This window comes from Mesorhizobium sp. M0018, from assembly GCF_040323955.1.
In the GTDB taxonomy this organism is placed as follows: domain Bacteria; phylum Pseudomonadota; class Alphaproteobacteria; order Rhizobiales; family Rhizobiaceae; genus Mesorhizobium.
The window spans coordinates 416,452-442,894 of record NZ_JAMYVL010000001.1 but is presented as its reverse complement, the minus strand read 5'-3'; the positions used below and the strand labels follow the sequence as shown (position 1 = coordinate 442,894).

26 protein-coding genes are annotated in these 26,443 nt (G+C 63.3%); 5 read left to right on the top strand and 21 right to left on the bottom strand.

Translation table 11 applies throughout. The features are described 5' to 3' along the window. Positions 1-25 precede the first annotated feature (25 nt). The gene (locus NKJ81_RS02125) at positions 26-1,321 is read left to right on the top strand and encodes an amidase (RefSeq protein ID WP_352539462.1); all 1,296 of its coding nucleotides are present in this window, start codon (positions 26-28) and stop codon (positions 1,319-1,321) included. Positions 1,322-1,335: 14 nt separating this feature from the next. Here the strand turns inward: NKJ81_RS02125 and NKJ81_RS02120 are convergent, their stop codons facing one another. The 5 genes from NKJ81_RS02120 to NKJ81_RS02100 are packed head-to-tail and all read right to left on the bottom strand — an operon-like array spanning position 1,336 to position 5,574. Next, positions 1,336-1,719, bottom strand: coding sequence for a hypothetical protein (locus NKJ81_RS02120; protein WP_352474072.1), 384 nt, complete (start codon positions 1,717-1,719; stop codon positions 1,336-1,338). Between the two features lie 42 nt (positions 1,720-1,761). After that, positions 1,762-2,742, bottom strand: coding sequence for a hydroxyacid dehydrogenase (locus NKJ81_RS02115; protein WP_352539461.1), 981 nt, complete (start codon positions 2,740-2,742; stop codon positions 1,762-1,764). Position 2,743: 1 nt separating this feature from the next. Next, entirely contained in the window at positions 2,744-3,460 is a 717-nt protein-coding gene (locus NKJ81_RS02110) for a FadR/GntR family transcriptional regulator (RefSeq protein WP_352539460.1), read from the bottom strand. Position 3,461: 1 nt separating this feature from the next. Continuing rightward, complete coding sequence (locus NKJ81_RS02105; protein ID WP_292661184.1) at positions 3,462-4,631, bottom strand: mandelate racemase/muconate lactonizing enzyme family protein; 1,170 nt, start codon at positions 4,629-4,631, stop codon at positions 3,462-3,464. Between the two features lie 55 nt (positions 4,632-4,686). Then, positions 4,687-5,574: a sugar phosphate isomerase/epimerase family protein gene (locus NKJ81_RS02100; RefSeq protein ID WP_352539459.1), complete on the bottom strand. Its 888-nt coding sequence runs from the start codon at positions 5,572-5,574 to the stop codon at positions 4,687-4,689. Positions 5,575-5,966: 392 nt separating this feature from the next. On the opposite strand from NKJ81_RS02100, the gene NKJ81_RS02095 reads away from it, so the two are divergent. The 3 genes from NKJ81_RS02095 to NKJ81_RS02085 all read left to right on the top strand — a co-directional run bounded on the left by NKJ81_RS02095 (position 5,967) and on the right by NKJ81_RS02085 (position 9,444). Beyond that, entirely contained in the window at positions 5,967-7,022 is a 1,056-nt protein-coding gene (locus tag NKJ81_RS02095) for a sugar phosphate isomerase/epimerase family protein (protein WP_292661180.1), read from the top strand. 156 nt (positions 7,023-7,178) lie between these two features. Next, entirely contained in the window at positions 7,179-8,366 is a 1,188-nt protein-coding gene (locus NKJ81_RS02090; protein ID WP_352539458.1) for a Gfo/Idh/MocA family protein, read from the top strand. Positions 8,367-8,592: 226 nt separating this feature from the next. Beyond that, positions 8,593-9,444 (top strand): sugar phosphate isomerase/epimerase family protein, encoded by an 852-nt coding sequence (locus NKJ81_RS02085; protein WP_352539457.1) that lies wholly within the window; start codon positions 8,593-8,595, stop codon positions 9,442-9,444. A 25-nt stretch (positions 9,445-9,469) separates the two neighbouring features. On the opposite strand, the gene phnE (NKJ81_RS02080) is transcribed toward NKJ81_RS02085, so the two are convergent. The 12 genes from phnE (NKJ81_RS02080) to phnG all read right to left on the bottom strand — a co-directional run bounded on the left by phnE (NKJ81_RS02080) (position 9,470) and on the right by phnG (position 20,676). Next, complete coding sequence (gene phnE / locus NKJ81_RS02080; RefSeq protein ID WP_352539456.1) at positions 9,470-10,837, bottom strand: phosphonate ABC transporter, permease protein PhnE; 1,368 nt, start codon at positions 10,835-10,837, stop codon at positions 9,470-9,472. A 67-nt stretch (positions 10,838-10,904) separates the two neighbouring features. Then, entirely contained in the window at positions 10,905-11,861 is a 957-nt protein-coding gene (gene phnE, locus NKJ81_RS02075) for a phosphonate ABC transporter, permease protein PhnE (RefSeq protein WP_352539455.1), read from the bottom strand. A 159-nt stretch (positions 11,862-12,020) separates the two neighbouring features. Further along, positions 12,021-12,929: a phosphonate ABC transporter substrate-binding protein gene (gene phnD / locus NKJ81_RS02070; RefSeq protein ID WP_352539454.1), complete on the bottom strand. Its 909-nt coding sequence runs from the start codon at positions 12,927-12,929 to the stop codon at positions 12,021-12,023. Between the two features lie 90 nt (positions 12,930-13,019). Next, positions 13,020-13,886: a phosphonate ABC transporter ATP-binding protein gene (gene phnC / locus NKJ81_RS02065; RefSeq protein ID WP_352539453.1), complete on the bottom strand. Its 867-nt coding sequence runs from the start codon at positions 13,884-13,886 to the stop codon at positions 13,020-13,022. 166 nt (positions 13,887-14,052) lie between these two features. Continuing rightward, a complete protein-coding gene (locus NKJ81_RS02060) occupies positions 14,053-14,763 on the bottom strand; it encodes a DUF1868 domain-containing protein (RefSeq protein WP_352539452.1) in 711 nt (236 codons plus the stop codon). A 551-nt stretch (positions 14,764-15,314) separates the two neighbouring features. Next, a complete protein-coding gene (locus tag NKJ81_RS02055; protein ID WP_352539451.1) occupies positions 15,315-15,932 on the bottom strand; it encodes a DapH/DapD/GlmU-related protein in 618 nt (205 codons plus the stop codon). Continuing rightward, positions 15,929-16,636, bottom strand: coding sequence for a phosphonate C-P lyase system protein PhnL (phnL, locus tag NKJ81_RS02050; RefSeq protein WP_352539450.1), 708 nt, complete (start codon positions 16,634-16,636; stop codon positions 15,929-15,931). The genes NKJ81_RS02055 and phnL overlap by 4 nt, the downstream gene beginning before the upstream one ends. A 175-nt stretch (positions 16,637-16,811) precedes the next feature. After that, a complete protein-coding gene (phnK, locus tag NKJ81_RS02045) occupies positions 16,812-17,588 on the bottom strand; it encodes a phosphonate C-P lyase system protein PhnK (protein WP_065009749.1) in 777 nt (258 codons plus the stop codon). After that, a complete protein-coding gene (locus tag NKJ81_RS02040) occupies positions 17,585-18,496 on the bottom strand; it encodes an alpha-D-ribose 1-methylphosphonate 5-phosphate C-P-lyase PhnJ (protein ID WP_352539449.1) in 912 nt (303 codons plus the stop codon). The genes phnK and NKJ81_RS02040 overlap by 4 nt, the downstream gene beginning before the upstream one ends. Then, a complete protein-coding gene (locus NKJ81_RS02035; protein WP_352539448.1) occupies positions 18,493-19,605 on the bottom strand; it encodes a carbon-phosphorus lyase complex subunit in 1,113 nt (370 codons plus the stop codon). The genes NKJ81_RS02040 and NKJ81_RS02035 overlap by 4 nt, the downstream gene beginning before the upstream one ends. Before the next feature lies 1 nt (position 19,606). Then, on the bottom strand, positions 19,607-20,215 hold the full coding sequence (gene phnH, locus NKJ81_RS02030) for a phosphonate C-P lyase system protein PhnH (RefSeq protein ID WP_352539447.1): 609 nt from the start codon (positions 20,213-20,215) through the stop codon (positions 19,607-19,609). After that, positions 20,215-20,676: a phosphonate C-P lyase system protein PhnG gene (phnG, locus tag NKJ81_RS02025; RefSeq protein WP_352539446.1), complete on the bottom strand. Its 462-nt coding sequence runs from the start codon at positions 20,674-20,676 to the stop codon at positions 20,215-20,217. Before phnG ends, phnH begins: the two co-directional genes overlap by 1 nt. Positions 20,677-20,809: 133 nt before the next feature. On the opposite strand from phnG, the gene phnF reads away from it, so the two are divergent. Continuing rightward, a complete protein-coding gene (gene phnF, locus NKJ81_RS02020; protein WP_352539445.1) occupies positions 20,810-21,553 on the top strand; it encodes a phosphonate metabolism transcriptional regulator PhnF in 744 nt (247 codons plus the stop codon). An 18-nt stretch (positions 21,554-21,571) separates the two neighbouring features. Here phnF and NKJ81_RS02015 read toward each other — a convergent pair whose 3' ends face one another. The 4 genes from NKJ81_RS02015 to NKJ81_RS02000 form a co-directional block, all read right to left on the bottom strand. Further along, positions 21,572-22,588, bottom strand: a complete 1,017-nt coding sequence (locus NKJ81_RS02015; RefSeq protein ID WP_352539444.1) for a zinc-binding alcohol dehydrogenase family protein — start codon at positions 22,586-22,588, stop codon at positions 21,572-21,574. 70 nt (positions 22,589-22,658) lie between these two features. Beyond that, on the bottom strand, positions 22,659-23,624 hold the full coding sequence (locus NKJ81_RS02010; protein WP_352448376.1) for an ABC transporter permease: 966 nt from the start codon (positions 23,622-23,624) through the stop codon (positions 22,659-22,661). Next, positions 23,621-25,174: a sugar ABC transporter ATP-binding protein gene (locus NKJ81_RS02005; RefSeq protein WP_352539443.1), complete on the bottom strand. Its 1,554-nt coding sequence runs from the start codon at positions 25,172-25,174 to the stop codon at positions 23,621-23,623. Before NKJ81_RS02005 ends, NKJ81_RS02010 begins: the two co-directional genes overlap by 4 nt. 104 nt (positions 25,175-25,278) lie before the next feature. After that, on the bottom strand, positions 25,279-26,274 hold the full coding sequence (locus NKJ81_RS02000) for an ABC transporter substrate-binding protein (RefSeq protein ID WP_023675208.1): 996 nt from the start codon (positions 26,272-26,274) through the stop codon (positions 25,279-25,281). Between the last annotated feature and the right edge of the window lie 169 nt (positions 26,275-26,443).

Sequence of the window (26,443 nt, the reverse complement as noted above, 5' to 3'; positions counted from 1 at the left end):
AGCGCGCGGAGTCCGACACCGAAAAATGCAATCAGCCCGCGATCACCTCGAAGCAATTCTTTCGTCTCTTGCCGCTCGCGTCGACGATGAGAGGGTTTTCGTAAAGCTCTACCCGGAAGCCGCCCGGGCGGCGGCGGACGCCACCGATGCGCGGCGAAAAGCCGGCGTCACGCTCGGGCCGCTCGATGGGGCGATCGTCTCGATCAAGGATCTGTTCGATGTCGCCGGCGAGCCGACCACGGCGGGCTCTCTGCTGCTCGCCAACGCAGCGCCGGCGCTGCGGGATGCCATTGTCGTGCAAAAGTTGCGCCAGGCCGGTGCAATCATCCTCGGCAAGACCAACATGACCGAGTTCGCCTTTACTGCGATCGGCGTCAATCCACATTATGGCACGCCCGGCAATGCTAGCGATGCCAGCCGTATTCCGGGCGGCTCCTCCTCAGGCGCCGGCGTTTCGGTGGGCGAAGGCACCAGCGAAATCTCCATCGGTTCCGATACCGGTGGTTCGGTGCGCATTCCGGCATCGCTGAATGGCGTCGTCGGTTTCAAGCCGACTGCGCGGCGCGTGCCGCTTGCGGGTGCGTTTCCGCTGTCAGCCACGCTGGACTCGATCGGTCCGCTGGCCCGCACCGTCGCCGAATGTGCGGCGGCCGATGCAGTGATGTCGGGCGAAAACCTGGCGGCACTGTTGCCGCTGCCGCTGGACGGCCTGCGCATCGGTATTGCGCGCGGCGTGCTGTTCGATGATACGCAGGAAGAGGTCGCGACGACGTTCGACCGGTGTCTGCGCAAGATAGAGCTTAGCGGCGCACGGCTTGTGGAGCTGTCGATCGACGACCTGCTTGCCGATCTGCGCGTGGCAACCCAACGCGCGTCGATCGCGGCGATGGAAGGGGCGGAGATCCATGCCGACTGGCTGGCGGCGGGAGCGACGAGGCCGGTCGATCCGCGGGTAAGCGGGCCATTGTCGCGCGCCGCCGCCATTCCGGCCACGGTTTATATCAGGGCAATGCGCCGCCGCACGGCGCTGGCCGCCGCGATGGATGACCGGCTGGCGTCGATCGACGTGCTGGCCCTGCCGACCACACCGGTGACGGCGCCGACGATCGTGTCGATGACCAGCGACGAGGCGCTGTGCAACAGGATGGAAGGCCTTCTGCTGCGCAACACGCAGGTCGCCAACCAGTTCGATCTATCAGCCATCTCGCTGCCGATGCCGGGAATGACGCGTCCGGCCGGGCTGATGCTGGTGGCGCGCAATGGCCATGACCACCACCTGCTGCGCGTCGCAGCCGGCGTGGAGGAGCTGCTTGCAAATTGATCGGATAGCGCGTGTCAGCGCGACGAGCAGTGGCCGCGTTCGCTGTCCTTGGCGGCGCGTTCGATGCTGGTGGCGACCAGCCAAGGCAGGGTGTACCGCTTGCCGTTGAAGGTCCGGGTGCGGTTCTCGATCGAGCCGACAACAACGACCTTGCCGGCATAGAGCTTGTCTGAAAGATCGAGCGCCTTGTCTTGCTGCGGCAGGCGATCGATGTCGATTGAAACGCCTTTGATGAGCTTCCCAGCAGCAAGGTCGAGTGCGCTGTTCGATGGACAGGGTGCCGCCAGGCAGCGTATGCCGTTGTCGCAGAACACGTAGCTGCCCTGTTCGTTGGCGAAGGCTTGCGCCGTCGCCACGCAGAAGCCGGCGGTCAGCAGGAATTTTGTGACGCTTGCCATGCCGGCACCATCGCCGGCGAATTCGGGAAAATTGGGGCGCTTTCAGAAATCGGCAGCGAACCGCCGCCGGTAGTGCTCGACCACTTCGGGGTTGCGCAGATTGACCGGCAATCTGTTGGCCAGCACCAGCAAGGCTTCGCCAGCCGCGCCGACGCCCATGCGCATCATCGACTGCTCGGTAATCCCAGCCATGTGCGGGGTGACGATGACGTTGTCGAAGCCAAAATAAGGATGGTTGGGGGGTAGCGGTTGTGTAGCAAAAACATCGAGCGCAGCGCCGCCGATGCGGCCCTTCTGCAAGGCCTCGATCAGCGCGTCGTCATCGATCACCGGTCCGCGCGAAACATTGATCAGCAGCGCATCCGGCTTCATCCGCGCAATGCGCTCGCGGCTGATCAGCCCCCGTGTTTCGGGCGTCAGCGGGCAGCACAGAACGATGATGTCGCTCTGCTCGATGAGTGCATCGATCGACAGGAAGCCGACCCTGTCCGGCGCCGGCCGCATGCTGCGCGTCGTCGCCACCACATTCAGATCGAACCCATGGGCGGCGATGTGGCCAACCGCCTGACCGATCGCGCCGAGGCCGACAATGCCGATCGTCTTGCCCGCTAGCTCGCTGGCTACCACCGTGTGTTCGCGGCCCGCCAGCCAGCCCTTCGCACGCAAGTCGCGGTCCAACACACGGAAGCGCCTAAGCAGCGCCAGCGCCGCGAACATCACATATTCGGCGACAGATCGCGCGTTCACCCCCGGCACATTCGCCACCAGCACGCCGGCCGCATTGGCCGCTTCCATCGGTACCATGTCCAGCCCGGCGCCGTGGCGGATCGCGGCCCTGAGCTTCTTCGCGCCTTCGAAAAGCGCCGCAGGCAAGGGAGCGCGAACGATGATGACATCGGCGTTCCTCGCCTCGGCGGCCAGCGTGGCCGCATCGAGGGCGGAAGCAACAACGAGTTCGCCGGCCCCGGTCAGCATGGAAGCGGCACGAGGGTGCAGTCTGTGTGTTGACAGGATCTTGGGCATTTCAGGCCTTTTCGAGCGCAGGGCTTTCCGGTTTCGCCCCACGCCCCTCGATCAGCCCCTTCCAGTAGCTTTCCGCGCCTTGCAGGTGGGCGCTCATCAGCGCCTGGGCGAGATTGCCGTCGCGGCGCAGCAGCGCCTCGTAGATCTGGATATGCTCGGCATGGGAGCGCACGCTGCGTTCGGGATCGTTGAAATAGATCGGCAGGCGCAGTTCACCCATCATGTAGTAGACGCTGCAGATATTGTGGAAGACGCTGTTCTTGGTCGCCCGCACGATCTCGAGGTGGAACTCGCGGTCTTCCCGGGCAAGCCCTTCACCGGCGGCGATGCGATCCTCGGAGGCCTTCAGGATCTCGCGCAGCCGCTCGAAATTCTCCTCGGTGGCGCGTGAACAGGCAAGTTCGGCGGCCTTGATCTCGTGGATCTTGCGCAACTCGACCGTCTCGTAGATCTGGACGGGATCGAGCGGCAGGCCGGCGCGGGCGAACAGCGCCATCGCCTCGACGCTCGCCTGCTTCGTATCGATGTAGATGCCGGATTTCGCCCGTCGCTCGACGATGCGCATGGCCTCGAGAATGGCCAGCGCCTCGCGGATCTGGCCGCGGCTGACGCTGAAATGCTCTGCCAGTTCGCGCTCCGACGGCGTGCGGCCCGTCTCCTTGTCCGAATGGGAGAACAGATAGGCGGCGAGTTCCGCGAGAAGGTTCTTTTCTTTCATGTCAGCCGTGTTGCGCGTGCGCCTCCAGGAACCGCTCCGAAATGGTGAATCCCAGCCCGGGTCTATCAGGGATCGCTACCATACCGTCCTTTGCTTCGACAGTCTCTTCGATCAGATCGTGGATCATCGGGTTGGCGCCGAGCGAATATTCGACGGTGAAGCTCGCCGGCGAAGCGGCGCAGACATGCAGCCCGGCAAAGAAGCAGGGCGCGCCGGCCCAAAGATGCGGCGCAAAGCGCAGATTGAAGGCGCTGGCGATGGTGCCGATCTTCATCGCCTCGCTGATGCCACCGCAAAAGGCCGGATCCGGCTGGAAGATATCGGCGGATTTGAGCACGGCGAGGTCGCGGAAGGCATAGCGTGTCGCCTCGCTTTCGCCGGTGGCGATCGGGATCGAACCGCAGGCGCGCACCTCGGCCATGCCGGGCTTGTCGTCGGCGATCACCGGCTCCTCGAACCAGGCGAGATCGAGGTCGCCGGCGAGATGGATAAAGCGCTTGGCTTCGGCCACCGTGTAGGTGCCGTGCGCGTCGACCATCAGGTCGATATCGGGACCGAGCGCCTGTCTGGCGGCACGGACGCGAGCGGCCGAGATGTGTGGGGCGCCGTCCATGGCGCCGACGCGCATCTTCAGCGCCTTGAAACCGCCCTTGGCGATGTAGGACTGCAGCTGGTCGCCGATGGCTTCCGCAGTGGCCCAGCCGCCGGAAGCATAGGCCGGCATGCGGTCCAGCTTGCGGCCGCCGAGCAGCCGCCAGACCGGAACGCCGAGCGATTTGCCAAGAATGTCCCACAATGCGATGTCGACGGCGCTGATAGCCGCGATGCTCATGCCGCGTCGCGCCAATTGCGGCATGGCGTGGCCGGCGCGAGCGGCGCTGTCGTGGCGCGTGCCATTATAGAGCATCTCCCAGATGACGCCGATGTCAGCCGGGTCGCGGCCGACCAGCTGCGGGCCGACCTCGTAGTTCAGCAAATGGACAAGGGCGCCGTAGCTGCCGGCGCTGCCGGCGGCATTCTTGCCCTCGCCCCAGCCGACCAGCCCGTCGTCGGTCTCGATGCGCAGGATGGCGGCGTCGAACGTCGCCACCTGACCGAAGTCGCTGCGGTGCTGCTTCGCGGCTTCGATCGGTATGCGGACCCACCAGGCTTGGACCGTCTTGATGCGCATGTTCATCCTCGGCCCGGCCGCGGTGAGGCGGAAGGGCTCTTTCCAAACGGCTCGGCTACTTGATCAGCGGCAGCAGCGTTTCCGCGTTGATGCGCATCTGGTCGGTGTAGAATTTCTCCGTGAGCACGCTGGAGCCGTGGTCCTGAATGAATTTCAGCTGCTCCGGCGAGATGTCGACGGGGTTGCGTTCGACCATGTCGGGATAGGGGGCAGCCGGCGTGCGGTCGACGGGGGCGACGAATTCATTGGTCAGCGCGCCGTCATAGCCGATCTCCTTCAGCGTGCCGACGATCTTCGGCCAGTCGATCTGCCCGAGGCCGGCGGCGAAGCGGTTGTTGTCGGCGACATGGAAGTCGTACAGGCGCTTGCCTATCTGCCGGATGGCGTCGTAGACGTTAAATTCTTCCATGTGGATGTGGTAGGCGTCGAGGCAGACGCCGCATTCGGGGCTGACCGCATCGGCCAGCGCCAGTGCCTGGGCGCCGCGGTTGAACAGATAGGTCTCGAAGCGGTTGAGTGGCTCGACCGCGATCTTGACGCCGACCTTCTTGGCGTGGGTGAAGCATTCCCGGGTGGCGTCGACCACCCATTTCCACTCCTCTTCCTCGGTGCCGTCCGGCACCACCTTACCGACGGTGGCCGGAACCAGCGTGATGATCTCGCCATCAAGTTCGCTGACCATGGTCAGCACGTCCTTGACATACTGCACCGAGCGCTCGCGTTGGCCCTGGTCCTTGGCGGCGAGATTTCGCTCGCCCAGCATCAGCGTCACCGCTCCCCAGCAGCGAATGCCGTACTCGTTCAACAGTGCGCGCGTCTCCTTGGGCTTGTACTGATCGGGTTCGCCGGAGATCTCGATCGACTCGTAGCCGAATTTCTTGATGCGCTTGAGCGTCGTTTCCAGCGGCTCCGCCCGCATCCAATTGTGCGTCGAAAGATGCATGGTCTATCCTTCCCAGAATCACCTGTACCAGTTCGCCTGCGGCGCACTCTGCCGAAGCGTGCCGCATGATTCTTCCCCAAGGCGTCCCAGCATTTTTTGCAAACTGGTTCGACCAATTGGGCCTGATGGGAGGTCTACAGTAATTTCATCTGGACGGCAAGAAGTGCTGCCATCAAGCGTTGGCTCCTGTCTATGCTATTGATTATACTTAAACATGTGGCCTAACTCGGCATGGTTGCAGGACCGCGGCAGCGCGTCAAATGGCTTGACCAGATTTCGGCATTTGGTAATACCAGAATAGCGGCGCTGAGCGCGCTGTGCAAAGAGACCAAAGACGCTGGCCCTGTTTTCAATCGGCGCTATGCTTGGTCGTGAAACATAGGGAGATGCCGATGCCGACGACGATGAAGGGGCCTGGTCTGTTCCTGGCGCAGTTTGCGGGCGACGCCGCGCCGTTCAATTCGCTGGCCTCGATCACCAAATGGGCGGCTGGTCTGGGCTACAAGGGCGTGCAGATCCCGACATGGGACGCCCGATTGTTCGATCTCGAGAAGGCAGCCTCCTCCAAGGCCTATTGCGACGAGGTGAAGGGCATCTGCGCCGATGCCGGCGTCGAGATCACCGAACTGTCGACGCATCTGCAGGGGCAACTGGTGGCGGTGCATCCCGCCTATGACGCGCAGTTCGACGGCTTCGCGCCGGCTGCGGTGCACAACAATCCAAAAGCCAGGCAGCAATGGGCGGTCGAACAGATGAAGTTCGCCGCCAAGGCGTCGAAGAATCTCGGGCTCAAGGCGTCGGTGTCGTTTTGCGGCGCGTTGGCCTTCCCATACCTCTACCCCTGGCCGCAGCGGCCGGCGGGATTGATCGAGGAAGCCTTTGCCGAACTCGGCAAGCGCTGGAAGCCGATCCTCGACGTTTATGACGAGAACGGCGTCGATGTCGGCTACGAAATCCATCCGGGCGAGGACGTGTTCGACGGCGCGACATTCGAGATGTTCCTCGATGCGGTCGGCGGCCATAAGCGCTGCAACATCAACTACGACCCGTCGCACTTCCTGCTGCAGCAGCTCGACTATCTCGAATTCATCGACATCTACCACGAGCGGATCAAGGCGTTCCACGTCAAGGATGCCGAATTCAATCCGACCGGGCGGCAAGGTGTCTATTCCGGTTACCAGAGCTGGACCAACCGTGCCGGGCGTTTCCGCTCGCTCGGTGACGGGCAGGTGGATTTCGGCGGCATCTTCTCCAAGCTCACTCAATACAATTACGATTCATGGGCGGTGCTGGAATGGGAATGCTGCCTCAAGCACCCGGAGGATGGTGCGGCCGAAGGCGCTCCCTTCATCCAGCACCACATCATCAGGGTGACGGAAAAAGCATTCGACGACTTCGCCGGCGGCACGACCGATAAAAAGGTGCTGCGCGGCATGATGGGGATCTAGCACAGATATCCCTCCCCCTCGAGGGGAGGGTCGATCCGCGCAGCGGATCGGGGTGGGGTCGCCGGGCGTAGAGCTCGGCATGAACCAACCCCACCCGGCCGTGCGGGCCACCTTCCCCTCAAGCGGAGGGGTATTTCAGTGACGAGGGAGAAAATCATGGTTGGCGCATCGAAGACGGAAACGGGAGGCGGTCCGATCCGCTACGGCATGGTTGGCGGCGGACAAGGCGCCTTTATCGGCGCGGTGCACCGCATCGCGGCGCGCATTGATAACGAGTTCGTGCTGGTTGCCGGGGCCCTCTCGTCGAATCCGGAGCGCGCCAAGGCCTCGGCGGCCGAGCTTGGGCTCGATCCGGCACGCAGCTACGGCTCCTATGCCGAGATGGCCAAGGCGGAGGCCAAGCGGCCGGATGGCATCGAGGCGGTGGCCATCGTCACGCCGAACAATGTGCACGTGCCGGCAGCCAAGGCTTTTCTCGAGGCCGGCATCCATGTCATCTGCGACAAGCCGCTGGCGACGTCGCTGGCCGAGGCGAAGAGGTTGGCCGCGCTGGTCGAGAAGACCGGCAAGGTGTTCGTGCTGACGCATAACTACACCGCCTATCCGATGGTGCGGCAGGCACGCGAGATGGTGGCCAAGGGACAGCTCGGCGATATCCGCATCGTGCAGTCGGAATATCCGCAGGACTGGCTGACCGAAGATCTGGCCGCCACCGGCCAGAAGCAGGCTGCGTGGCGCTCAGACCCCAAGCAGGCCGGTGCCGGCGGTGCGCTGGGCGATATCGGCACGCACGCCTACAACCTTGCCCGTTTCGTCTCCGGGCTGGAGCTCGATTCGTTGTCGGCCGATCTCGATGCCTTCGTGCCGGGGAGGCCGCTCGACGACAACATCAATGTGCTGCTGCGCTTCAAGCCGGTCGGCGGGTCGCACCCGGCCAAGGGAATGATCTGGGCAAGCCAGGTGGCGCCCGGCCACGAGAACGGGTTGAAATTGCGCATCTACGGCTCGAAGGGCGGCCTCGAATGGGTGCAGGCCGACCCGAACTATCTCTGGTACACGCCGTTCGGCCAGCCGAAGCAGTTGATTACCCGTAATGGCGCCGGCGCGCTCCCCGTCGCCGGGCGCGTCAGCCGCGTTCCGCCAGGGCATCCGGAAGGCTATCTCGAAGGTTTCGCCAACATCTATCAGGAAGCCGCGCGGGCTATTCGTGCAGCGCGCCGGAAGGGCGGGAAGCCGGCCAAGGATGTCGTCTTCCCGACCGTGCAGGACGGCGTCGAGGGCATGGCCTTCATCGAGGCCTGCGTGAAGTCGTCGAAGAAGAACGGAGCGTGGACGAAGCTTTAATCGCTGCGCCCGGTTAATGGGAAGTCCCCGTCACCCGGATTGCCAGCCGAATTGCAAGGCAATTCGGGGCAATCCGACCTTTCCTCGTGGGGAGAGGAGATCGTTGGCGCTGGCGTTCACTCTTTTCCCCGGCGGGGAGAAGGTGGCCACGAAGCGGCCGGATGAGGGGGCTTGTGGCGAAGTCGCCGGAGGAGCAAGCCCGGCCGTAAAAAGGGGAGGGGCGTCGATGAAAATCGGCATGTGCATGTTGTTGTGGACGACCAGTGTCTCGAAAAAACACGAGCCGTTGTTGAGGGACATCAAGGCGACCGGCTTCGACGGCGTCGAGATACCGGTCTTCTCCGGCACGCCGGACAACTACAGGAAACTCGGCGAGCTGCTCGACCGTATCGGGCTGCAACGCACCGCCGTCTCGGCGATGGGCGATCCGGCGATGAATTTGATCTCGCCGGATGCCTCGACGCGCAAGGCCGGTATCGACTACATGAAATCGGCGATCGACTGCGCTCAGGCGCTTGGCGCGAACACGTTGAGCGGCCCGCTCCATTCGACACTCGGGGTCTTCTCCGGCAGCGGGCCGACGGCGGCCGAGAAAAAACGTTCGGTCGCTTCGCAGCGCGTCATCGGTGACCATGCCGGCAACAAGGGTGTCACCATCGGGCTGGAGGCGCTCAACCGCTTCGAATGCTATCTGCTCAACACGATGGACGATTTGTCGGCGCATATCGACACGATCGACCGGCCGCACATCAAGGCGATGTACGACACCTTCCACGCCAACATCGAAGAGGCCGACCCGATCGGCGCCTATATGCGCAACCGCAAGAACATCGTCCATATCCATATTTCGGAGAACGATCGCGGCGTGCCGGGCCGCGGCCACGTCCCCTGGAAGGAGACTTTCTCCGCCATTCGCAAGAGCGGCTACGACGATTGGCTGACGATCGAGGCGTTCGGGCGTTCGCTGAAGGATCTGGCCGCGGCCACCAAGGTGTGGCGCGACTTTTCCGAAGGCCCGGAAGCTGTTTACCGCGACGGCTACAGGCATATCAGGAATGGATGGAGGAAGGCGCCCTAACCGCACGCCTGCGCAACTCCCCCCGTCAGCCCTGGCCGGCCTGGATCCGGTTGTAGTCGTGGATCGTCCTGCTCAAGCGGCGGCGCAGGAAATTGGAAATGTTGTCGAAGATGAAAACGACGAGCAGGACCAAGAGCACCATGTAGAAGACATTGGCCCAGTTGGAATTGGTGCGCATGGCCTCCCAGAGCTTCAGGCCGATGCCACCGGCACCGACGGCGCCGATGATCGTCGCGCCCCTGGTGTTGGATTCCCACTGATAGAGTGTCTGGCTGATGAAGACCGGGATCACTTCCGGCAGCACGCCATAGCGCTGCACCAGCAAGCCGTTGGCGCCGGTCGACTGGATGCCCTCGCGTGGCTTGTCGTCGATGTTCTCGAGGCCTTCCGAATAGACTTTGCCGAGCGTGCCGATCTCGGTGAAGAAAATCGCGGCGCTGCCGGCAAGCGGCCCCGGGCCGAAGGCGCGGGTGAAGAACAGCGCCCAGATCAGCATGTCGACCGAACGCATGAAATCGAAGAACCGCTTTAGCACCTGGCTAAGCAGGCCGCTCGGGGTGATGTTGCGGGCGGCGAAGAAGGCGAGCGGGAAGGCAACGATGCCGCCGAGCAAGGTGCCGAGAAACGCCATGACGATGGTCTGGAACAGCTTCGTCCAGACGTCGCCATGCTGCCATTGGGCGTTGTTCCAGATATTGTCGGCGGCCAGCGCAATGTTTGATGTGCCCGGCTTGAGCTGGGGTCCGGACATCAGCAACGAGACCACCTCGCCGGGCGACTTGCCGAAGAAGGGCGAGCGTGTGTCGAAGACGAAATTCGCCCAGCCGAGGAAGCGTTTGCGGACCTTGACGCGATCGACGGTTATGCGGACCTCGCCGGCAAAGCCCATCCTGGCGACGATCTCATCGTCATGCGCGGTGATCCACTCCGGCACCGGGCCGGATATTACCGGTTTGCCGCTGGTCAACGACATCGGCACCGCCTGGCCATTGGCGACAAGCGTCGCTTCGGCCTTGTCGAAGGTGACCGATTTGGCCCGGCCGTCGATCAGGACGGTGTAGGAGCCGTTGGCGTTGGTGATGACCCAATCGGGATGCGGGTCTTCGCCGAGCGCCGAAAAACGCGGATATCTGGGTGTGATCTGAGGCTGGTCGAGACGGAATTCCGGCTGCAGATCGTAGCTGATCCATTGCGTCAGGAAGAGCGGCAGGCGCTCCCAGTGCGATTCCCTCAGCACTTGCGGCAGGCTGAAGAACCACAAGGCGTAGAGGAGATAGAGCAGGATGCTGGTGAACAGGACCAGCGGGCCGAAGCGTTTGTACAAGGGCCGCCGGAACACTTGGGGGAAGCGCTCCTCGATCGACCGCATCTCATCGGCGGTCATTGCGGCCATGGGCAGTCTTCTTGTTGATTTGCCATGATCTTTTCCAAAAACGGGAATCCACTTTTTGGGATCATGGTCAGGCACCCATCATGAATGCCTGCTCGCCGACGAGCTTGCGGCGTAGCCAGGCGGAAAACTGGTCGACGAGGAAGATCGTCGTGAACAGCAGCAGCACCAATGCCAGCGTCTTGGCGCCGAAGCCGCGCGAGATGGAGAGCTTCAGTTCCTCGCCGATGCCGCCACCGCCGACCGCGCCGATAATGGTCGAGATACGCACATTGATCTCGATCCTGAGCAGCGTGTAGGACATGAAATTGGGCAGCACTTGCGGCAGGCCGGCAAAGCGCACGCGCTCGAACCAGTTGGCGCCGACCGCGCGCAGGCCTTCTTCGGCGCGCATGTCGATGTTTTCGTTGATCTCGTAGAAGAGCTTGCCGAGGGCGCCGATGGAATGCAGGCCGATGGCGATGATGGCTGCGACCGGGCCGGTCGAGAGGATGGCTGCGAACAGGCCGGCAATGACGATCTCGGGGAAGGCGCGAAGCAGTTCCATGAAGCGCTTGACGACGAGCCTGAGCACCGGACTCGGCGTCAAGTTGCGCGCGGCGATGAAGGAAAAGGGCACCGCAAAGACAAAGCCGATGAAAGTGGAAACCAGCGCCACGTTAAGCGTGGTGAGCATCAGCTCGAAATATTCGGGTAGATAAAAGCCGCCCCAGAGATAGACGCGGCCAAGCGGGAAGTTGAACTCTTGGCTGCCCTTGTCGTGCGGCGATGTGATGTCGAACAGCGCCCGCCAGACGTCGTTCCAGTCCTTGGGAACAAGCCAACTAAGGAAATCCAGTATGTGCGGCAGCCGATCGAAGAAATGTCCGGCATTGGCCTCGTCGGCGAACCACATGGCTGTGCACATGGCGACAAGCAGTGAGCCGATGCCGAGCGCCGTGTAGAACCGGCGCAAGGACGTCTGGCGTCGCCAGGCGTCTGCTGCCTGCCGGACCGCGTCTGAACGAATTGTAGCGGCGAAGGTCATACGGGGTCACGAGCGGACACGAAAAAAAGGCGGCGACCGCATCGGCCCGAAAGTCGACTTTCGGAAAGCACGATGCGGCATCTAAGTGTTAGAGCGTACTTTGTGCGTCCAAGTGGACGCACGTCGCTCTAATGGACGCCGCCCTTTCCGCAATTGTCGTCAGCCGCCGATCGCGGCTTTGCGGGCTTCGACGATGACGCTGTAGAAGTCCGGCTTCACCGGAACATAGCCGGTGAAATCGCCGCCTTCGATGGCCTCGAAGCAAGGCTTGTCCTTGGCCGGCAGGCTGGTGAAGAAGTTGGCGAGCTTGGCGCTCATATCGCCGCCGAGTGCGGTGCGCACGACCAGCGGGCCGTTCGGGATCAAGCCGGAGCGCCAGACTTCGACGAAATCGTTGGGGTCCACGGCGCCCTTGGCGACTTCCTTGTGGAAGGTGCCGGAGGTGTAGCCGTTCTTGAAGTCGCCGATGCCAGAGGAATCGTCAACCGCAACATCGACCTTGCCGTCGCGAACGGCGAGGAGGTTGTTCTCGTGGCCACCATTGAACTGTGTCGAGGCGAAGAAGGTTTCGTTCGAAGCGCCGGTGTCTTTCGGGATCTGGGTCAGCGGGATCAGGTAGCCGGAGGTCGAATCCGGGTCGGCATAGCCGAGCTTCTTGCCCTTGGCCGACTTGATGTCGGTGATGCCGGACGACTTCAGCGCAAGGCCGATCGAATAATAGCCGGTCGCGCCGTCGGTCTGCTGGGTGGTGAGGATCGGGGTCACGGCGTTCGGATCCTTGAGGTAGACGCTGGCATAGCCCGACGCGCCAAGCTCTGCGAAATCGAGCGTGCCGCCGAGCAGGCCCTGGATAACGCCGTCATAGTCGGCGGCCGGGAACAGCGAGACCTTCTCGAAGCCGAATTCGGACTTCATGTGATCGGCGAGGCACTGAAAGTTGCGCAGCCGGTCCGCTTCGTTTTCACCGCCAAGGATGCCGATGCGGAATTCCTTGATATCCTGGGCGTGAGCGGCGCTTGCCGCGATGGCGAGCAATGAAACGGCGCCAAAAACCATCTTCCTGAACATTATCTCTCTCCTGTTGGTCCCGGCCTCGCGCCGGTAGCGTTCGAATTTTTTGACAGGTGCCTTTGACGCGGGCGGGCGATCAGGTCGTTCTCAATATCCCGGGAATGCGGGCTCGAGCGGTCCGGCGGATGCAGCGATTTTCTGTTTGATGGCGACACTGGTGGAGGTGATGGCCTCGGAGATTTCGCCGCCATTGCTGTCGGCGCCGTAGACCATGCGCACGGCCTCGCGGTTGAGGGCTTCAGGCGGGCCGTCGAAGACGACCTTGCCGGCGGCCATGCCGATGATGCGGTTGCAGTAGGTGCGGGCCGTATCCAGCGTATGCAGATTTGTGATGACGGTGATGCCCTCGCGCAAATTGATGTCCTGCAGCGAATCCATCACCACCTTGGCGTTGAGCGGATCGAGCGAGGCAATCGGCTCATCCGCCAGCAACACCTTCGGCTGCTGCATCATGGCGCGCGCAATCGCAACGCGCTGCTGCTGGCCGCCGGAAAGCGTGCCGGCCGGCTGCAGGGCGGTGCGGGCGATGTCGAGGCGCTCGAGGGCTGCAACCGCCTCGGCGCATTCACCGCGGGAGAACATGCCAAATAGGTTGGACACGGTCGAACGGTGATTGAGCCGGCCGAGCAGCACATTGGTCAGCACATCGAGGCGCGGCACCAGGTTGAACTGCTGGAAGATCATGGCGCAGTCGCGCTGCCAGCGTCGGAGCGGCGAGCCGCGCAGCCGGGAAATTTCGGCGCCGTCAAAAAAAATCGATCCTTGGCTCGGATCGATGAGGCGGTTGATCATGCGCAGAAGCGTCGATTTGCCGGCGCCGGAGCGACCGATGATGCCGACCATCTGACCGTGCGGAATCGAGATGTCGACATTGCTGACAGCGGTGTTCTTGCCGAACCGGCGGGTGACGCCGCGAATTTCGAGCGTTGCTGACATTTCTGGCGTTGCTGACATGGGTAAGTTCCAGTCCAGTCGCGGTTGAAGGTCTGTTAACCCTCGCTAGCGCAACGGCATGAACCTGCGGTGTCGGATTGATGTCAGTTTTGTTACTGCCCACAGGCGCGTTTGGCGCGAAGGCGAGTTGACCCAAACCGCTGCCGTCCGGGCGGCTTGGATGGGATCAGCCGAGGATCAGCAACTCCTCGAAATGCTCCATGTCCCTGAAGCGGCAAAAGGCAGGTGGCCGCAGCTCGATCACCGGAGCCTGGCGGGCAAACAGCGAGAGGCAATCGTCGAACAGATCTTGCCACTCGGACGCCCCTTCGTCCGCCAGACGCCGGATCTGGTAGGCGAACGTGATGTGGAAGACGTAAGTGTCGTGGTCGGGATGCCGGTATCCGAAAGGCGCCGACAAGGCATCGCGCCATGCGCGCAGGATATGCACGTCCTCATCGGTTGCGCCGGCAACGGTCAAGCCCGTCGGCACGACATCGACGACCTTGATCTTGAAGGCGCCGTAGCCTTCGAAGCCGTTCAGGCGTTCCTGATAGAGGCGGGTCATGTCGTCGATGCTGGTGTCGAGCGGCACATCCTCCGGCCAATAGGGAAGCCGGCGGCGGTATTCGATGATGCCCTGGAACAGCGTCATGTGCAGGCTGGAGACGGGCGTGAAGGCCAGCCCGTCGGCATCAGGCATGGCGCGCATGCGCTCACGCACGTCGATGATCACCGCTTCCGAAGCCGAGCCGTTGACGAGATGGCAGACGACCGTGTTGCCGGGCTCGTTGAGAAAATTACCAGAGGTGTCGTAGCGCCTGCCGAGATGCACCGGAGGGGTCGGGTTCGAGCCGGCAAAGAATCCGGCGAGCGAAGGTCTGACTGAAACAGGCATTGCGATCTCCAAAGGAAGGCCGCGTCCTGCCCCGACGATGTGTCAGGGACATGAAAACCGTGCCAAGAAGTAGAATATCAAAGGCATGATTCGCCAAGTGATGCTGCCGGGGTTTCCACATCATCAAGATTGAAATAAAGATTCAAACTCGTATCAAAGAGAGGCTTCCTAATTGCTACGTTGGCGCCAGTGGTTGCGACTGTATGCTGCAGGGGTAGTCGCTGCGATGAGTTTCACAGTGGCCCTGGTTTTGACGTCCATATATCGGGTTGGTAGCTTGAACCATCCAATATCTGGATACTTGTACAATTATGGAAATGGGCGTGACGCGGCCATTATTCTAATGATTCTCATTTTTTTAATCGTTCTAGTTACGATAAATTTTGCAAATAAAGTTGAGGAAAAAACCAAATCGCTTATAGATATTGGTTATGACAAAAAATTTATAGAACTTATCAGGTTAAATCAGACTGGTGTTGCTATTCTTATTACGTTAGGATTTCTTTCTATTATTTTGGACATTTGCCTGAGCGGCTGACTTATTCAGGGCGTCAACCCCCATGCTTCTCCAAAAACTGATTGGCCTCCAGCTCGCGGAAATCGTCGAGCGCGGCGCGCAGCCTTGCATGGTCCCAGTCCCACCAGGCGAGCGCCTGGTAGCGCTCCGCGGTGCGGCGGTCGAAGCGTTCGCGGATCGGCTTGGCCGGTACGCCGGCGACGACGGTGTAGGGCGCGACGTCCTTCGACACCACCGCGCCGGCACCGACCGCCGCGCCATGGCCGACGGTGACGCCGGGCAGGATGGTCGAGCCGTGGCCGAGCCAGGTGTCGTGGCCGATGGTGACGCGTTTGGCGCGGCGCTTGGCGAAGAATTCGCTCTCGTGCTCGGCGTCGTCCCAATAATCCGAGGCGCGATAGGTGAAATGGTGCAGCGCCGGCCGCCAGGTCGGATGGTTGGTAGCGTTGATGCGCACGCTTGCGGCGATGTTGGCGAATTTGCCGATCGTTGCGCACCAGACGCCGCAGTCCTGCATCATGTAGGAATAGTCGCCGAGCGTGCTTTCGGAAACCCGGCAGCGCTCGGCGATCTCGGTCCAGCGGCCAAGCGTTGAGTTCTCGACTTCCGCCGTCTCGTGGATCAGCGGCGCCTCCGACAGTTTCCTCGTCATGCGGCAATTTTTCCGGCGGCGAAGGCGGTCACGTCGATGATACGGTCGGCCACCGCCTCACGCACGTCGTGGTCGTGGAAGATGCCGAGCAAAGCGACGCCCGCCGCCTTCTTGGCGGCGATCAGGGAAATCACCACGTCGCGGTTCCTGGCGTCGAGCGAAGCGGTCGGCTCGTCGAGCAGCAGGATCGGGTGCTCGGTGATGAAGCCGCGCGCGATGTTGACGCGCTGCTGTTCACCGCCGGAGAACGTCGCCGGCGGCAGCGCCCAGAGCTTTTCCGGCAGGTTGAGCTGCGCCAGCAAGGCACGTGCCTTGCCGTGCGCGACCTCGCGCTCCTCGCCGCGCTCGACCAGCGGTTCGGCCACGACATCGAGCGCAGAGACACGCGGCACGGTGCGCAGGAACTGGCTGACATAGCCGATGGTAAGCCGGCGCACGGCAAGCACGGTGCGCGGGCTGGCCGAGGCGAGATCGATGAGCCCGCCCTCGTGCTGGACGATGATCTGGCCTTCGTCGGCGGCATAATTGCCGTAGAGCATCTTCAGGATCGAGCTCTTGCCGGCGCCGGACGGGCCGCCGAGCACGGCGCATTCGCCGGCCCTGATCGCGAACGAGACACCAGCGACCACCGGCAGTTTGATGCCGTCGCGCAGATGCATGGTGAAGCTCTTCGCGACATCGGAGACAACGAGCGGGGTTGCCATCAGAGGGTTCTCCAATCGTCATTCGTCTGCGGGCCGGAGTACCCCCACCCGGACCTTCGGTCCGACCTCCCCACAAGGGGGAGGTAGGGCGCCGGCGTTTTACCCTCCCCCTTGTGGGGAGGGTCGCTGCGAAGCAGCGGGGTGGGGGTAGGTGCCAGGCAAATGCGTTCCATCGTCACACCTGCAGGATCGAGGAGACAAGCAACTGGGTATAGGGCGCGCGCGGATCGTCGAGGACGCGGTCCGTGAGGCCGCTTTCGACGACGCGGCCGTCCTTCATCACCATCATGCGCTGCGACAACAGCCGCGCCACGGCGAGATCGTGGGTGACGACGATGGCGGCCAGGCCGAGATCGGTGACCAGGCCGCGCAACAGATCGAGCAGGCGCGCCTGCACCGAGACGTCGAGGCCGCCGGTTGGCTCGTCCATGAACACCAGCCGCGGCCCGGTGACGAGGTTGCGGGCGATCTGCAGGCGCTGGCGCATGCCTCCGGAAAAGGCGCGCGGCTCGTCGTCGATGCGGTCTTCGTCGATCTCGACACGCGACAACCAGTCGACCGCGGTGGCGCGGATTTTTCCATAGTGGCGGTCGCCGACCGCCATCAGCCGCTCGCCGACATTGGCGCCGGCCGACACCGTCATGCGCAGCCCGTCGGCCGGGTTCTGATGGACAAAACCCCAATCGGTGCGCATCAGGAAGCGGCGCTCGGCCTCGCTCATGCGGTAGAGTTCGCGAAACTGGCCGTCGCGCATCCGGTAGCTGGCGGTGCCGGAGCTGGGCAGCAGTCGAGTTGACAGGCAGTTGAGCAAAGTCGTCTTGCCGGAACCGGATTCGCCGACCACCGCCAGCACTTCGCCCGGCCAGAGGTCAAAAGTGACGTTCTCGCAGCCGACGCGCGAGCCGTAGAATTTGGACAGCGCCGAAACGCGCAGCAGCGGTTCGTCTGTCATTGCGCCGGCTCCGTTTTTCCTGGGGCAAGATGGGTCTCGGGCGCGAGATGGCCGCAGTGGCCTTCCGCGCGCCGCCTCTCGCAATGATCGGTATCGGAGCAGACGAACATGTGGCCGCCATGGTCGTCGAGGATGACCTCGTCGAGATAGACGTTCTCGGCCGCGCACAGCGCGCAGGGCTGGTCGAAGGTCTGTGCCTCGAACGGATGGTCCTCGAAATCGAGGCTGACCACATCGGTGAAGGGCGGCAGCGCGTAGATGCGCTTTTCGCGGCCGGCGCCGAACAATTGCAAAGCCGGCGAACGGTGCATCTTCGGATTGTCGAATTTCGGCGTCGGCGAGGGATCCATCACATAGCGGCCCTCAACCTTGACCGGGTAGGCGTAGGTGGTGGCGATGCGGCCGTGCCTGGCGATGTCCTCGTAGAGCTTCACATGCATAAGGCCGTATTCCTCCAGCGCATGCATCTTGCGCGTCTCCGTTTCCCGCGGCTCGAGGAAGCGCAGCGGCTCGGGGATGGGCACCTGGTAGACCAGCACCTGACCGGCACTCAGCGGATATTCAGGGATGCGGTGGCGGGTCTGGATGATGGTCGCCTTGGCCGTCTCGGTGGTGACCGCGACATTGGCGACCTTCTTGAAGAAGGCGCGGATCGAGACGGCATTGGTGGTGTCGTCGGCGCCCTGGTCGATGACCTTGAGCACATCGTCCGGGCCAATGATCGAAGCGGTGACCTGGACGCCGCCGGTGCCCCAACCATAGGGCATCGGCATTTCGCGCGAGGCAAACGGCACCTGATAGCCGGGGATGGCGATGCCCTTGAGGATGGCGCGGCGGATCATCCGCTTGGTCTGTTCGTCAAGATAGGCGAAGTTGTAGGTGGCGATGTCCGCTGGTTGTGCACTCATTCCGCTGCCTCCCTCTTTTCTTCGGCCTTGCCGGCATTTTCGCGGGCATCATGCTCGGCGCGCATGCGGCGCACGAGGTCGAGCTCGGCCTGGAAGTCGACATAATGCGGCAGCTTCAGATGCTCGACGAAGCCGGTCGCCTGGACATTGTCGGAATGCGAGATGACGAACTCCTCGTCCTGCGCTGCGGCGATGACATCCTCACCCAACTCCGAGGCGCGCAGCGCGCGGTCGCATAGCGCCATGGCCATGGCCTTGCGCTCGCTCTGGCCGAAGACGAGGCCATAGCCGCGGGTGAATTGCGGCGGCGCCTTGGCCGAGCCCTTGAACTGGTTGACCATCTGGCATTCGGTGACGCGGATGCTGCCGAGCGGCACGGCAAAGGGCAGTTCCGGCACGTCCAGTTCCAGTTCGACCTCGCCGATGCGAACCTCGCCGACGAAGGGATGGTTGCGCGCGTAGCCGCGCTGGGTGGAATAGCCGAGCGCCAGCAGAAACCCCTCGTCGCTGCGCGACAGCGCCTGCAGGCGGATGTCGCGCGCCATCGGGAATTCGAGCGGCTCGCGGGTGATGTCGCCGAGGGTATGATCCCCAGGCATGTCGCCGTCGGGCTCGATCAGGCCTTCGCGGGCGAGGATGGCCGAGACGCGCGGCATGGCTTCCGCCTCGCCTGCGCGCTGCTCCGGTTCGGCGACATCGCCGCCGGCGGCGAGCTCGGGATCGAGCAGGCGGTGGGTGTAGTCGAAAGTCGGGCCGAGCAGCTGGCCGCCGGGCAGGTCCTTGTAGGTCGCCGACACCCGTCGCTCGACCAGCATCGTGCCGGTGTCGATCGCCCTTGTGTAGCCGAAACGCGGCAGCGTCGTGCGATAGGCGCGAACCAGGAAGATCGCCTCGATCATGTCGCCGCGCGCCTGGACGATGGCGAGTGCCGCCAATTCCCGGTCGTAGAGCGAACCTTCGCTCATCACCCGGTCGACGCCGAGCGCCAGCTGCTCGACGATCTGGTCGAGGCGAAGTGCGGGCACCGAGCGGTCGCCGCGCCGGCGGTCGGCGAGCAGTTTGTGGGCGTTGCGAATGGCCGCTTCGCCACCCTTTACCGCAACATACATGCTACGCCTCCATCATCTTGATGCGCGTCGTACGCGGCAGGCAGGCAACGCTGTCAGGGGTGGCGAGGACGATGTCGACACCGCGGGGAAAGCGCTGGTTGTTCTGCTTCCATTGCTCGACGAAATGGCGCGGCATTTGCGCCGGCGCGATCGTCGCCGTCGTCTCGATGCCCGGGCCTTCGAGCAGCAGCGCAGCGCCGGAGACAAGATCGCCGACCTCGAGGATCAGCGTCGTGGAGCGATCGGGATAATCCTGGGTGCCTTGCGAAAACCCGTCGAGCGCCATCATCTCGGCCGGCGTGGCGATCAGCGCGAAATGCGCGTCGGCCGGGGTGTTGGCCAGCGGCGCGCCGGTATGGAAGCCAAGCCAGGATTTCACCGCCGACACCTGCAAAGCCGGGTCGAGCCAGAGCGGCGTGTCGTTGTCGCACAGCGCCAGCGCAACGGCGCCGGCGGTGGCCGACAGCGGCGCCGGTGGGTGGGCAAGGGCCGGCAAGGGCTGGACGCTGCCCGGCCGCGCCATCGCGTCCATCACGGCACGGAATACGGTCTGCGCGTTGAATACCGGATCGGCAAAGCCGCCTTCGATCGCTTGGGTTACGATGTCCATCAGTCTTCTCCGCGTACCATGGTGAAGAAATCGACCTTGGTCGCCGCCGTCTCGGCGCGGCGCTGTTCACGCGCCTTGGCCAGTGCCGCCTGCAATGGCGCAACGATCCTGATCTCGACCTCATTGCGGTGGGCCGGGTCCTGCCACAGCGCATCGGCGATCGCCGCCAGCCTTGCCTTCTGCTTGTCGCGACCAAGTGCGTAGCAGTGGCCGACATGGCCGGACGCGAGCCGCACCGTGGCACGGGTGACCGTCGCCTCGCCGACATTGAAAGGGGCACCACCGCCGCCGATGCGGCCGCGTACCGTAACCAGGCCGGTTTCGGGGCCACGCAGAAGTTCCGCTTCGCAAGGCAGGCCGGTTTCGTCCCACAGGCGGACGATGTCTTCGCCGGCCGATTGCGCCAGCGTCGCCATCACGGCCTTGCGCTCGGCCTGCTCTCGCGCTTCCCGTCCTCGCATGGCCGTACTCCTCGTTTGCGTGAATTTATCTATTGATATAGACAACTATACAAATTATACTTGTTATTTAGCGCGTGTCCATGACGGGCACGTGACACGGCCAAAAGATCGGCGCAAAGAATTGGGGCGGGAGATGATCGGACAAGCCAACCGCATCGAGCGGCGCAGCGGTGTCGCGCTGTGGCGGCAGATCGCCGACCAGATACTGCATTCGATCGCCGTCGGCGATTTTCCCGAGAATGCCGCGCTGCCGCCGGAGATCGCGTTGGCCGGACGCTATGGCGTCAACCGCCATACGGTGCGTAGCGCTATCGCAGCGCTGGTGCAGGAGGGCGTGCTCAGGGCGGAGCAGGGGCGCGGCACCTTCGTGCTGTCGCGCAAGCTGCTGTCTTATCCGATCGGCGCTCGCACCCGCTTTTCCGAGGGATTGCAAGGACAGGCGTCCGAGCGGCATATCACCTTGCTCGCGTCATCGGTCGAGCCGGCCAACCGTCGTGTCGCAGAGGGCTTAGGCCTTGCGACGGGCGCCGATGTGATACGCCTGGAAACGCGCGGCGAAGCCGATGGAATGCCGGTGTCCCGCGCTGCCGGCTGGTTCGATGCCAAGCGCTTTGCCGGCATCGATGCCGCCATGGCGGAAACCGGTTCGATCACCGCATCGCTGGCACGTTTCGGCATCGACGACTATCTCAGGCAATCGACCGTGCTGTCGGCGCGCCATGCCGATGCCGTCGACCTTGCGGACCTCGAGCTGCAGCCCGGCGCCATCGTGCTGGTGACGGTTGCCGTCAACGTCACGCCCGACGGTCAGCCGATACAGTTTTCGGAGTCGCGCTTCCCGGCCGAGCGGATCGAGCTCAAATTGTCGGCGCTCTGAGATGCGGCAGCCCTGGCATCATCCGACCTGAATGACGGCCTTGATCAGGCCGGACTTCTCATGCGCCCAGCGGGCGAGGTCGTGCGGCGTCTCGCCAAGCGTGGTGCGGTGGGTGACCAGCTTTGTCAGCGGCAGCGCGCCGTTGCGGATCGAAGCGGCGACATGGTCGAAATCGGCACGCAGGGCGTTGCGGCTGCCGATCAGCATCATCTCGCGCTTGTGGAATTCGGGATCGGAAAAGGCGATGTCGTCCTTGACGACGCTGACCAGGACCAGCGCCCCGCCGTGCGCGACATGGGCGAAGGCCGACTGCACCGACCGGGTGTTGCCGGTGGCATCGAAAACCACGTCGAAGCCGTCGCCGCCGGTTGCTTCCCGCACCAGGTCGGCAGCAGCGCCCCGCGAGCCGTCGAGGGTCGCGAAGCCGAGTTCGCTTTCGGCGAAACCCAGCCTCTCCGCACTCATGTCGAGCAGCATCACATCGAGCCCGGCGATGCGGGCGAACAGCGCCGTGCCGAGCCCGATCGGGCCTGCACCGATGACCAGTGTGCGCGCACGTGGATCAGCCAGCGAGCGCCGCACGGCATGGGCGCCGATCGCCAGGAATTCGACGGCGGCGGCATCGGCCAGCGACAGGCCGTTTGCCGGATAAAGATTTTGCGCCGGCACCAGGATCTGCTCGCACATGGCGCCGTCGCGGTGGACGCCGAGCACCTCGATCATGACACAGCAATTCGGCTTGCCTTGCCGGCAGGCGATGCATTTGCCGCAGGCGAGATAGGGATTGACGATCACCGCTTCGCCGACGGCGAGATCGACGTCCTCGCCAACCTCGATCACGGTGCCAGAAACCTCGTGGCCCATGATGCGGGGATAGGCGAGGAACGGGTGCTTGCCTTCGAAGATGTGATAGTCGGTGCCGCAGATGCCGACATGGCTGACGGCGACCAGCGCCCAGCCGGCGGGGGGCGCGCCAGGCGCCGGACGATCTTCGAGGACAAGTTCGCCGGGCGAGCGGCAGACGACGGCTTTCATGCTTCAATCCAGTCGGTTCATGGCACCGCCGGCCCTGCTGTCGCGAGGCCGGCGGTTGTTGGGAGGCAGTCTATTTGCCGCGGCGGCGCAGCCCGTCGAAATAGACGATGACGATGATCAGCACGCCGGTGATGATGCGCTGCCAGAAGGCGTTGACGTTGAGCAGATTGGCGCCGTTGTTGATGGTGGCAAGGATGAAGGCGCCGAGCAGCGGTCCGTGCACGGAGCCGACAGCGCCGAACAGCGAGGTGCCGCCGATCACCGAGGAGGCGATCGCCTGCAATTCCCAGCCCTCGGCCTGCGTCGGATTGCCGATGCCGATGCGCGAGGCAAGCAGCACGCCGACGAAGGCCGCACACAGCCCCGACAGCGTGTAGGCCATGTAGATGGTGCGCTGGACGTTGACGCCTGAGAGGCGCGACGCCTCGGCGTTGGAGCCGACCGAGAACAGATAGCGGCCCCAGCGGCTGTGGTGCAGGAAGATGTAGGCTGGGATACCGACCAGGATCACCATCCAGAACAGATTGGGGACGCCGGCGAAGGAACTGCGCGAGAACGTCTGGAAGGCGTCGTTGTTGATCGAGATCGAGTTGCCGTTGGTCATCAACAGACCGATGCCGCGCAGCGAGGTCAGCGTCGCCAGGGTGATGATGAAGGGCGGCAGGCCCATCTTGACGATGCCGAAGCCATGGAACATGCCGATGGCGACGCCGACCAGCAAGGTGATCAGGATGGCGAGGAAAACCGGTGTCCCGGCGTTGATCAGCATCGCGACGATGACAGTGGCGAAGCCGACCACGGCGCCGACGGAAAGATCGATGCCGCCGGTGATGATGACGAAGGTCTGGCCGACCGCCAGGATGGCGATCATCGACCCTTGCCGCAACAGGTTCGAGATGTTGTTGGCCGAGGCGAAGCTCGGCGTCGCCACCGACAGGATGATCCATAAAAGAACCAGCAGCGCCAGCAGTGTCAGCCCGAACAGGGCGTTGTAGTTGCGTTTCGGCCTTTCGGCAGCGATCGCCTCGGTGCTCATATCCGTCCTCCCGGTTTTTCTTGTTTCTCGGCCAGCGCCTGGGTGAGGATCTCCTCGTGGTCAGCGGTACGAAAGCCGTGCGTGGCCACCAGCTTGCCGCGCCGGAACACGTGCAGCGTGTCGGCGAGTTCATAAACCTCGGGCAGGTAGGACGAGATCAGGATGATGCCGGCTCCCTTGGACAACAGCGCGCCGAACAGGCGGTAGATCTCGGCCTTGGTGCCCACGTCGACGCCGACAGTCGGCTCGTCGAAGATGAATAGCTTGGCGCCATGGGCGAGCCATTTGCCGATGACGATCTTCTGCTGGTTACCGCCGGACAGGCTGGAGGCCAGCGCGCCGCGCGTCGGCGTCTTGATGCGCAGGTCGGCGATCTGGCGATCGGCTTGCGCCTTTTCCTGCGCGCGGGAGATCAGCAGATTGCTGGAGATGCGCTTGTAGATCGGCAGATTGAGGTTGAGTCCGACCGGCAGGTTGAGGCAGAGGCCCTGGTCGCGGCGGCTTTCCGGGGCCAGCGCCATGCCGAGCCTGATCGCGTCATGTTCGGAATTCACCTTGACCTCCTTGCCCTCCCAGAGGATCTGGCCGGCCGATTTGCGGTGGCGGCCATAGAGCGTGGTGACGAACTCGCTGCGCCCGGCGCCGATCAGGCCGTAGAGGCCGACGATCTCGCCGGCGCGGACGGACATCGAGACATTTTCGAAACCCTTGCCGGACAGGTTCCTGGTTTCGACGATGGTCGCGCCGGGGGTGAAATGCTCCTTGTGGTAGACCTGCTCGATCGAGCGGTTGATCATCATCTTGACCAGCTCGGCGTCATTGGTCTCGGCAATGTTCCTGGTGCCGACCAGCGTGCCGTCGCGCAGCACCGAGACGCGGTCGGCGAGCTCGAACACTTCTTCCATGCGATGGCTGATGTAGATGATGGTGACGCCTTCGCCCTTCAGCCGGCGAATCAGCGTGAACAGCTGGTCGGCCTCCTTGCGGGTAAGATAGGCGGTCGGCTCGTCGAAGATCAGGAATTTGGTGCCGCGCACGGTGGCGCGGGCGGCGGCGATCAACTGCTGCTGGCCGATGGTCAGGTCACCCAGCATGACATGCGCCGGCAGGTCGAAGCCGAGATCGTCGATGATCTTCTGCGCCTGCCTGATCATCGCCCGCTGCTGCAGGATGCCGAAGCGGGAATCCTCCTCGCCGAGGAACATGTTGGCGGCGACGGTGAGATGGCGGCACAGGACGACTTCCTGATGCACGGCATTGATACCGAGCGCCATCGCCTCATGCGGCGTTGCCAATGCGGCAGGTTTGCCCTCCCAGATGACGTCGCCGGAGGTGCGCGGCATGACGCCGGTAAGAAGCTTGATCAGGGTGGATTTGCCGGCGCCGTTCTCGCCGACGATGGCGTGGATCTCGCCGGCCTTGAAGGCGAGATCGACCGGCTTCAGCGCATGGGTGCCGGGATAGCGCTTTTCCAGCCCGCGGAGTTCGAGGATGGTCCTGCCCGGTTCCAGCGTTGGGGCCGGATGGAGTTCCTGCGCCGTCGACATCATGACAATCCTCCCAGATTGGCCCCCAAAGATTGGCCTCGCGATTGGCACGAGTGGGATGTTTCCGGGGCGAAAAGGCCCCGGAAACAGTTCACCTGAGGCTATGCTCAGTCGAGCTTCGGGTTGAGCAGCGCGTCGATCTTCGGATCCTTCATGTTGGCCTTGGTGACCAAATTGGCGCCCGTGTCGACATTGGCCTCGACCTTCTCGCCCTTCGAGGCGGCGAGCGCCGTCTTGATGCCGTCATAGCCCATCCGGTACGGATCCTGGACGACGAGAGCCGAAATGACGCCGTCGTTGAGGAACTTGATCAGCTTCTCGTCGCTGTCGAAACCGACCAGCCCGACCTTGCCGGCAAGACTGTTCTCGGCGATCGCCTGGCCGACGCCCTGCGCCATGATCAGGTTGGAGGCGAAGATGCCCTTGAGGTTGGGGTTGGCGGTGATCAGGTCGGTGGCGATGTTGAGGCCGGTGGTGGCCTGGCCGTCGGCGTATTTGTCGGCGACCAGCTTGAGGCCCGGATATTTGGCAGCGAGCTGTTCCTTAAAACCCTGGGCGCGCTGTTCGAGCGAGCCGGCGCCCGGAAGAGCGGTGATCAGGGCGACGTCGCCCTCGACCTTGCCGCCATTGGCTTCGCCGATGGCTGCGGCAAGGCCGTCAGCGGCAACGCGGCCGCCCTGGATGTTGTCGGTGGTCAGGAACGAGGTGAAGGCCTTGGAGTCGGCGCCAGAGTCGATGCCGATGATCTTGACCTTGGTGGCGGCCTCGTCGATCGGCTTGCCGAGCGCCTTGGCTTCGGTCGGCGCAATGACGACGGCCGCCGGGTTGCCGGCGACGGCATTTTCAAGGATCGAGATCTGGCCGTTGACGTCGGTCTCGGCCTGGGCGCCGAGCTCCGGCACGTTGACGCCGAGGTCCTTGCCGGCCTTGCGGGCTCCCGCCAGAACGATCTGCCAGTAGAAGGACGTGGTGTCCTTGACGATGATCGGAATGGTCGCGTCGGCCGCGGATGCCGGCGCCGAATGCATCACGCCGGCAAGCATCGAGGCGGCTGCAAGTGCCACGAAGGCGCGGCGATTGAGAATGCTGGTCACGAATTTCATTAGGAGTCCTCCCTAAGTCGCCCGGTGAATGTTGCGGAAGCTCCATTCGGATGGCGCGGCCCGAACGGAACTTTATCAATAAAAAACATTTACCGCATTTTGATAGTGCATCACCTCGGTCGGCGCAAGCGATGTTTGATGGCCGCTCGAATGGCTGGGCGGGAAAGCT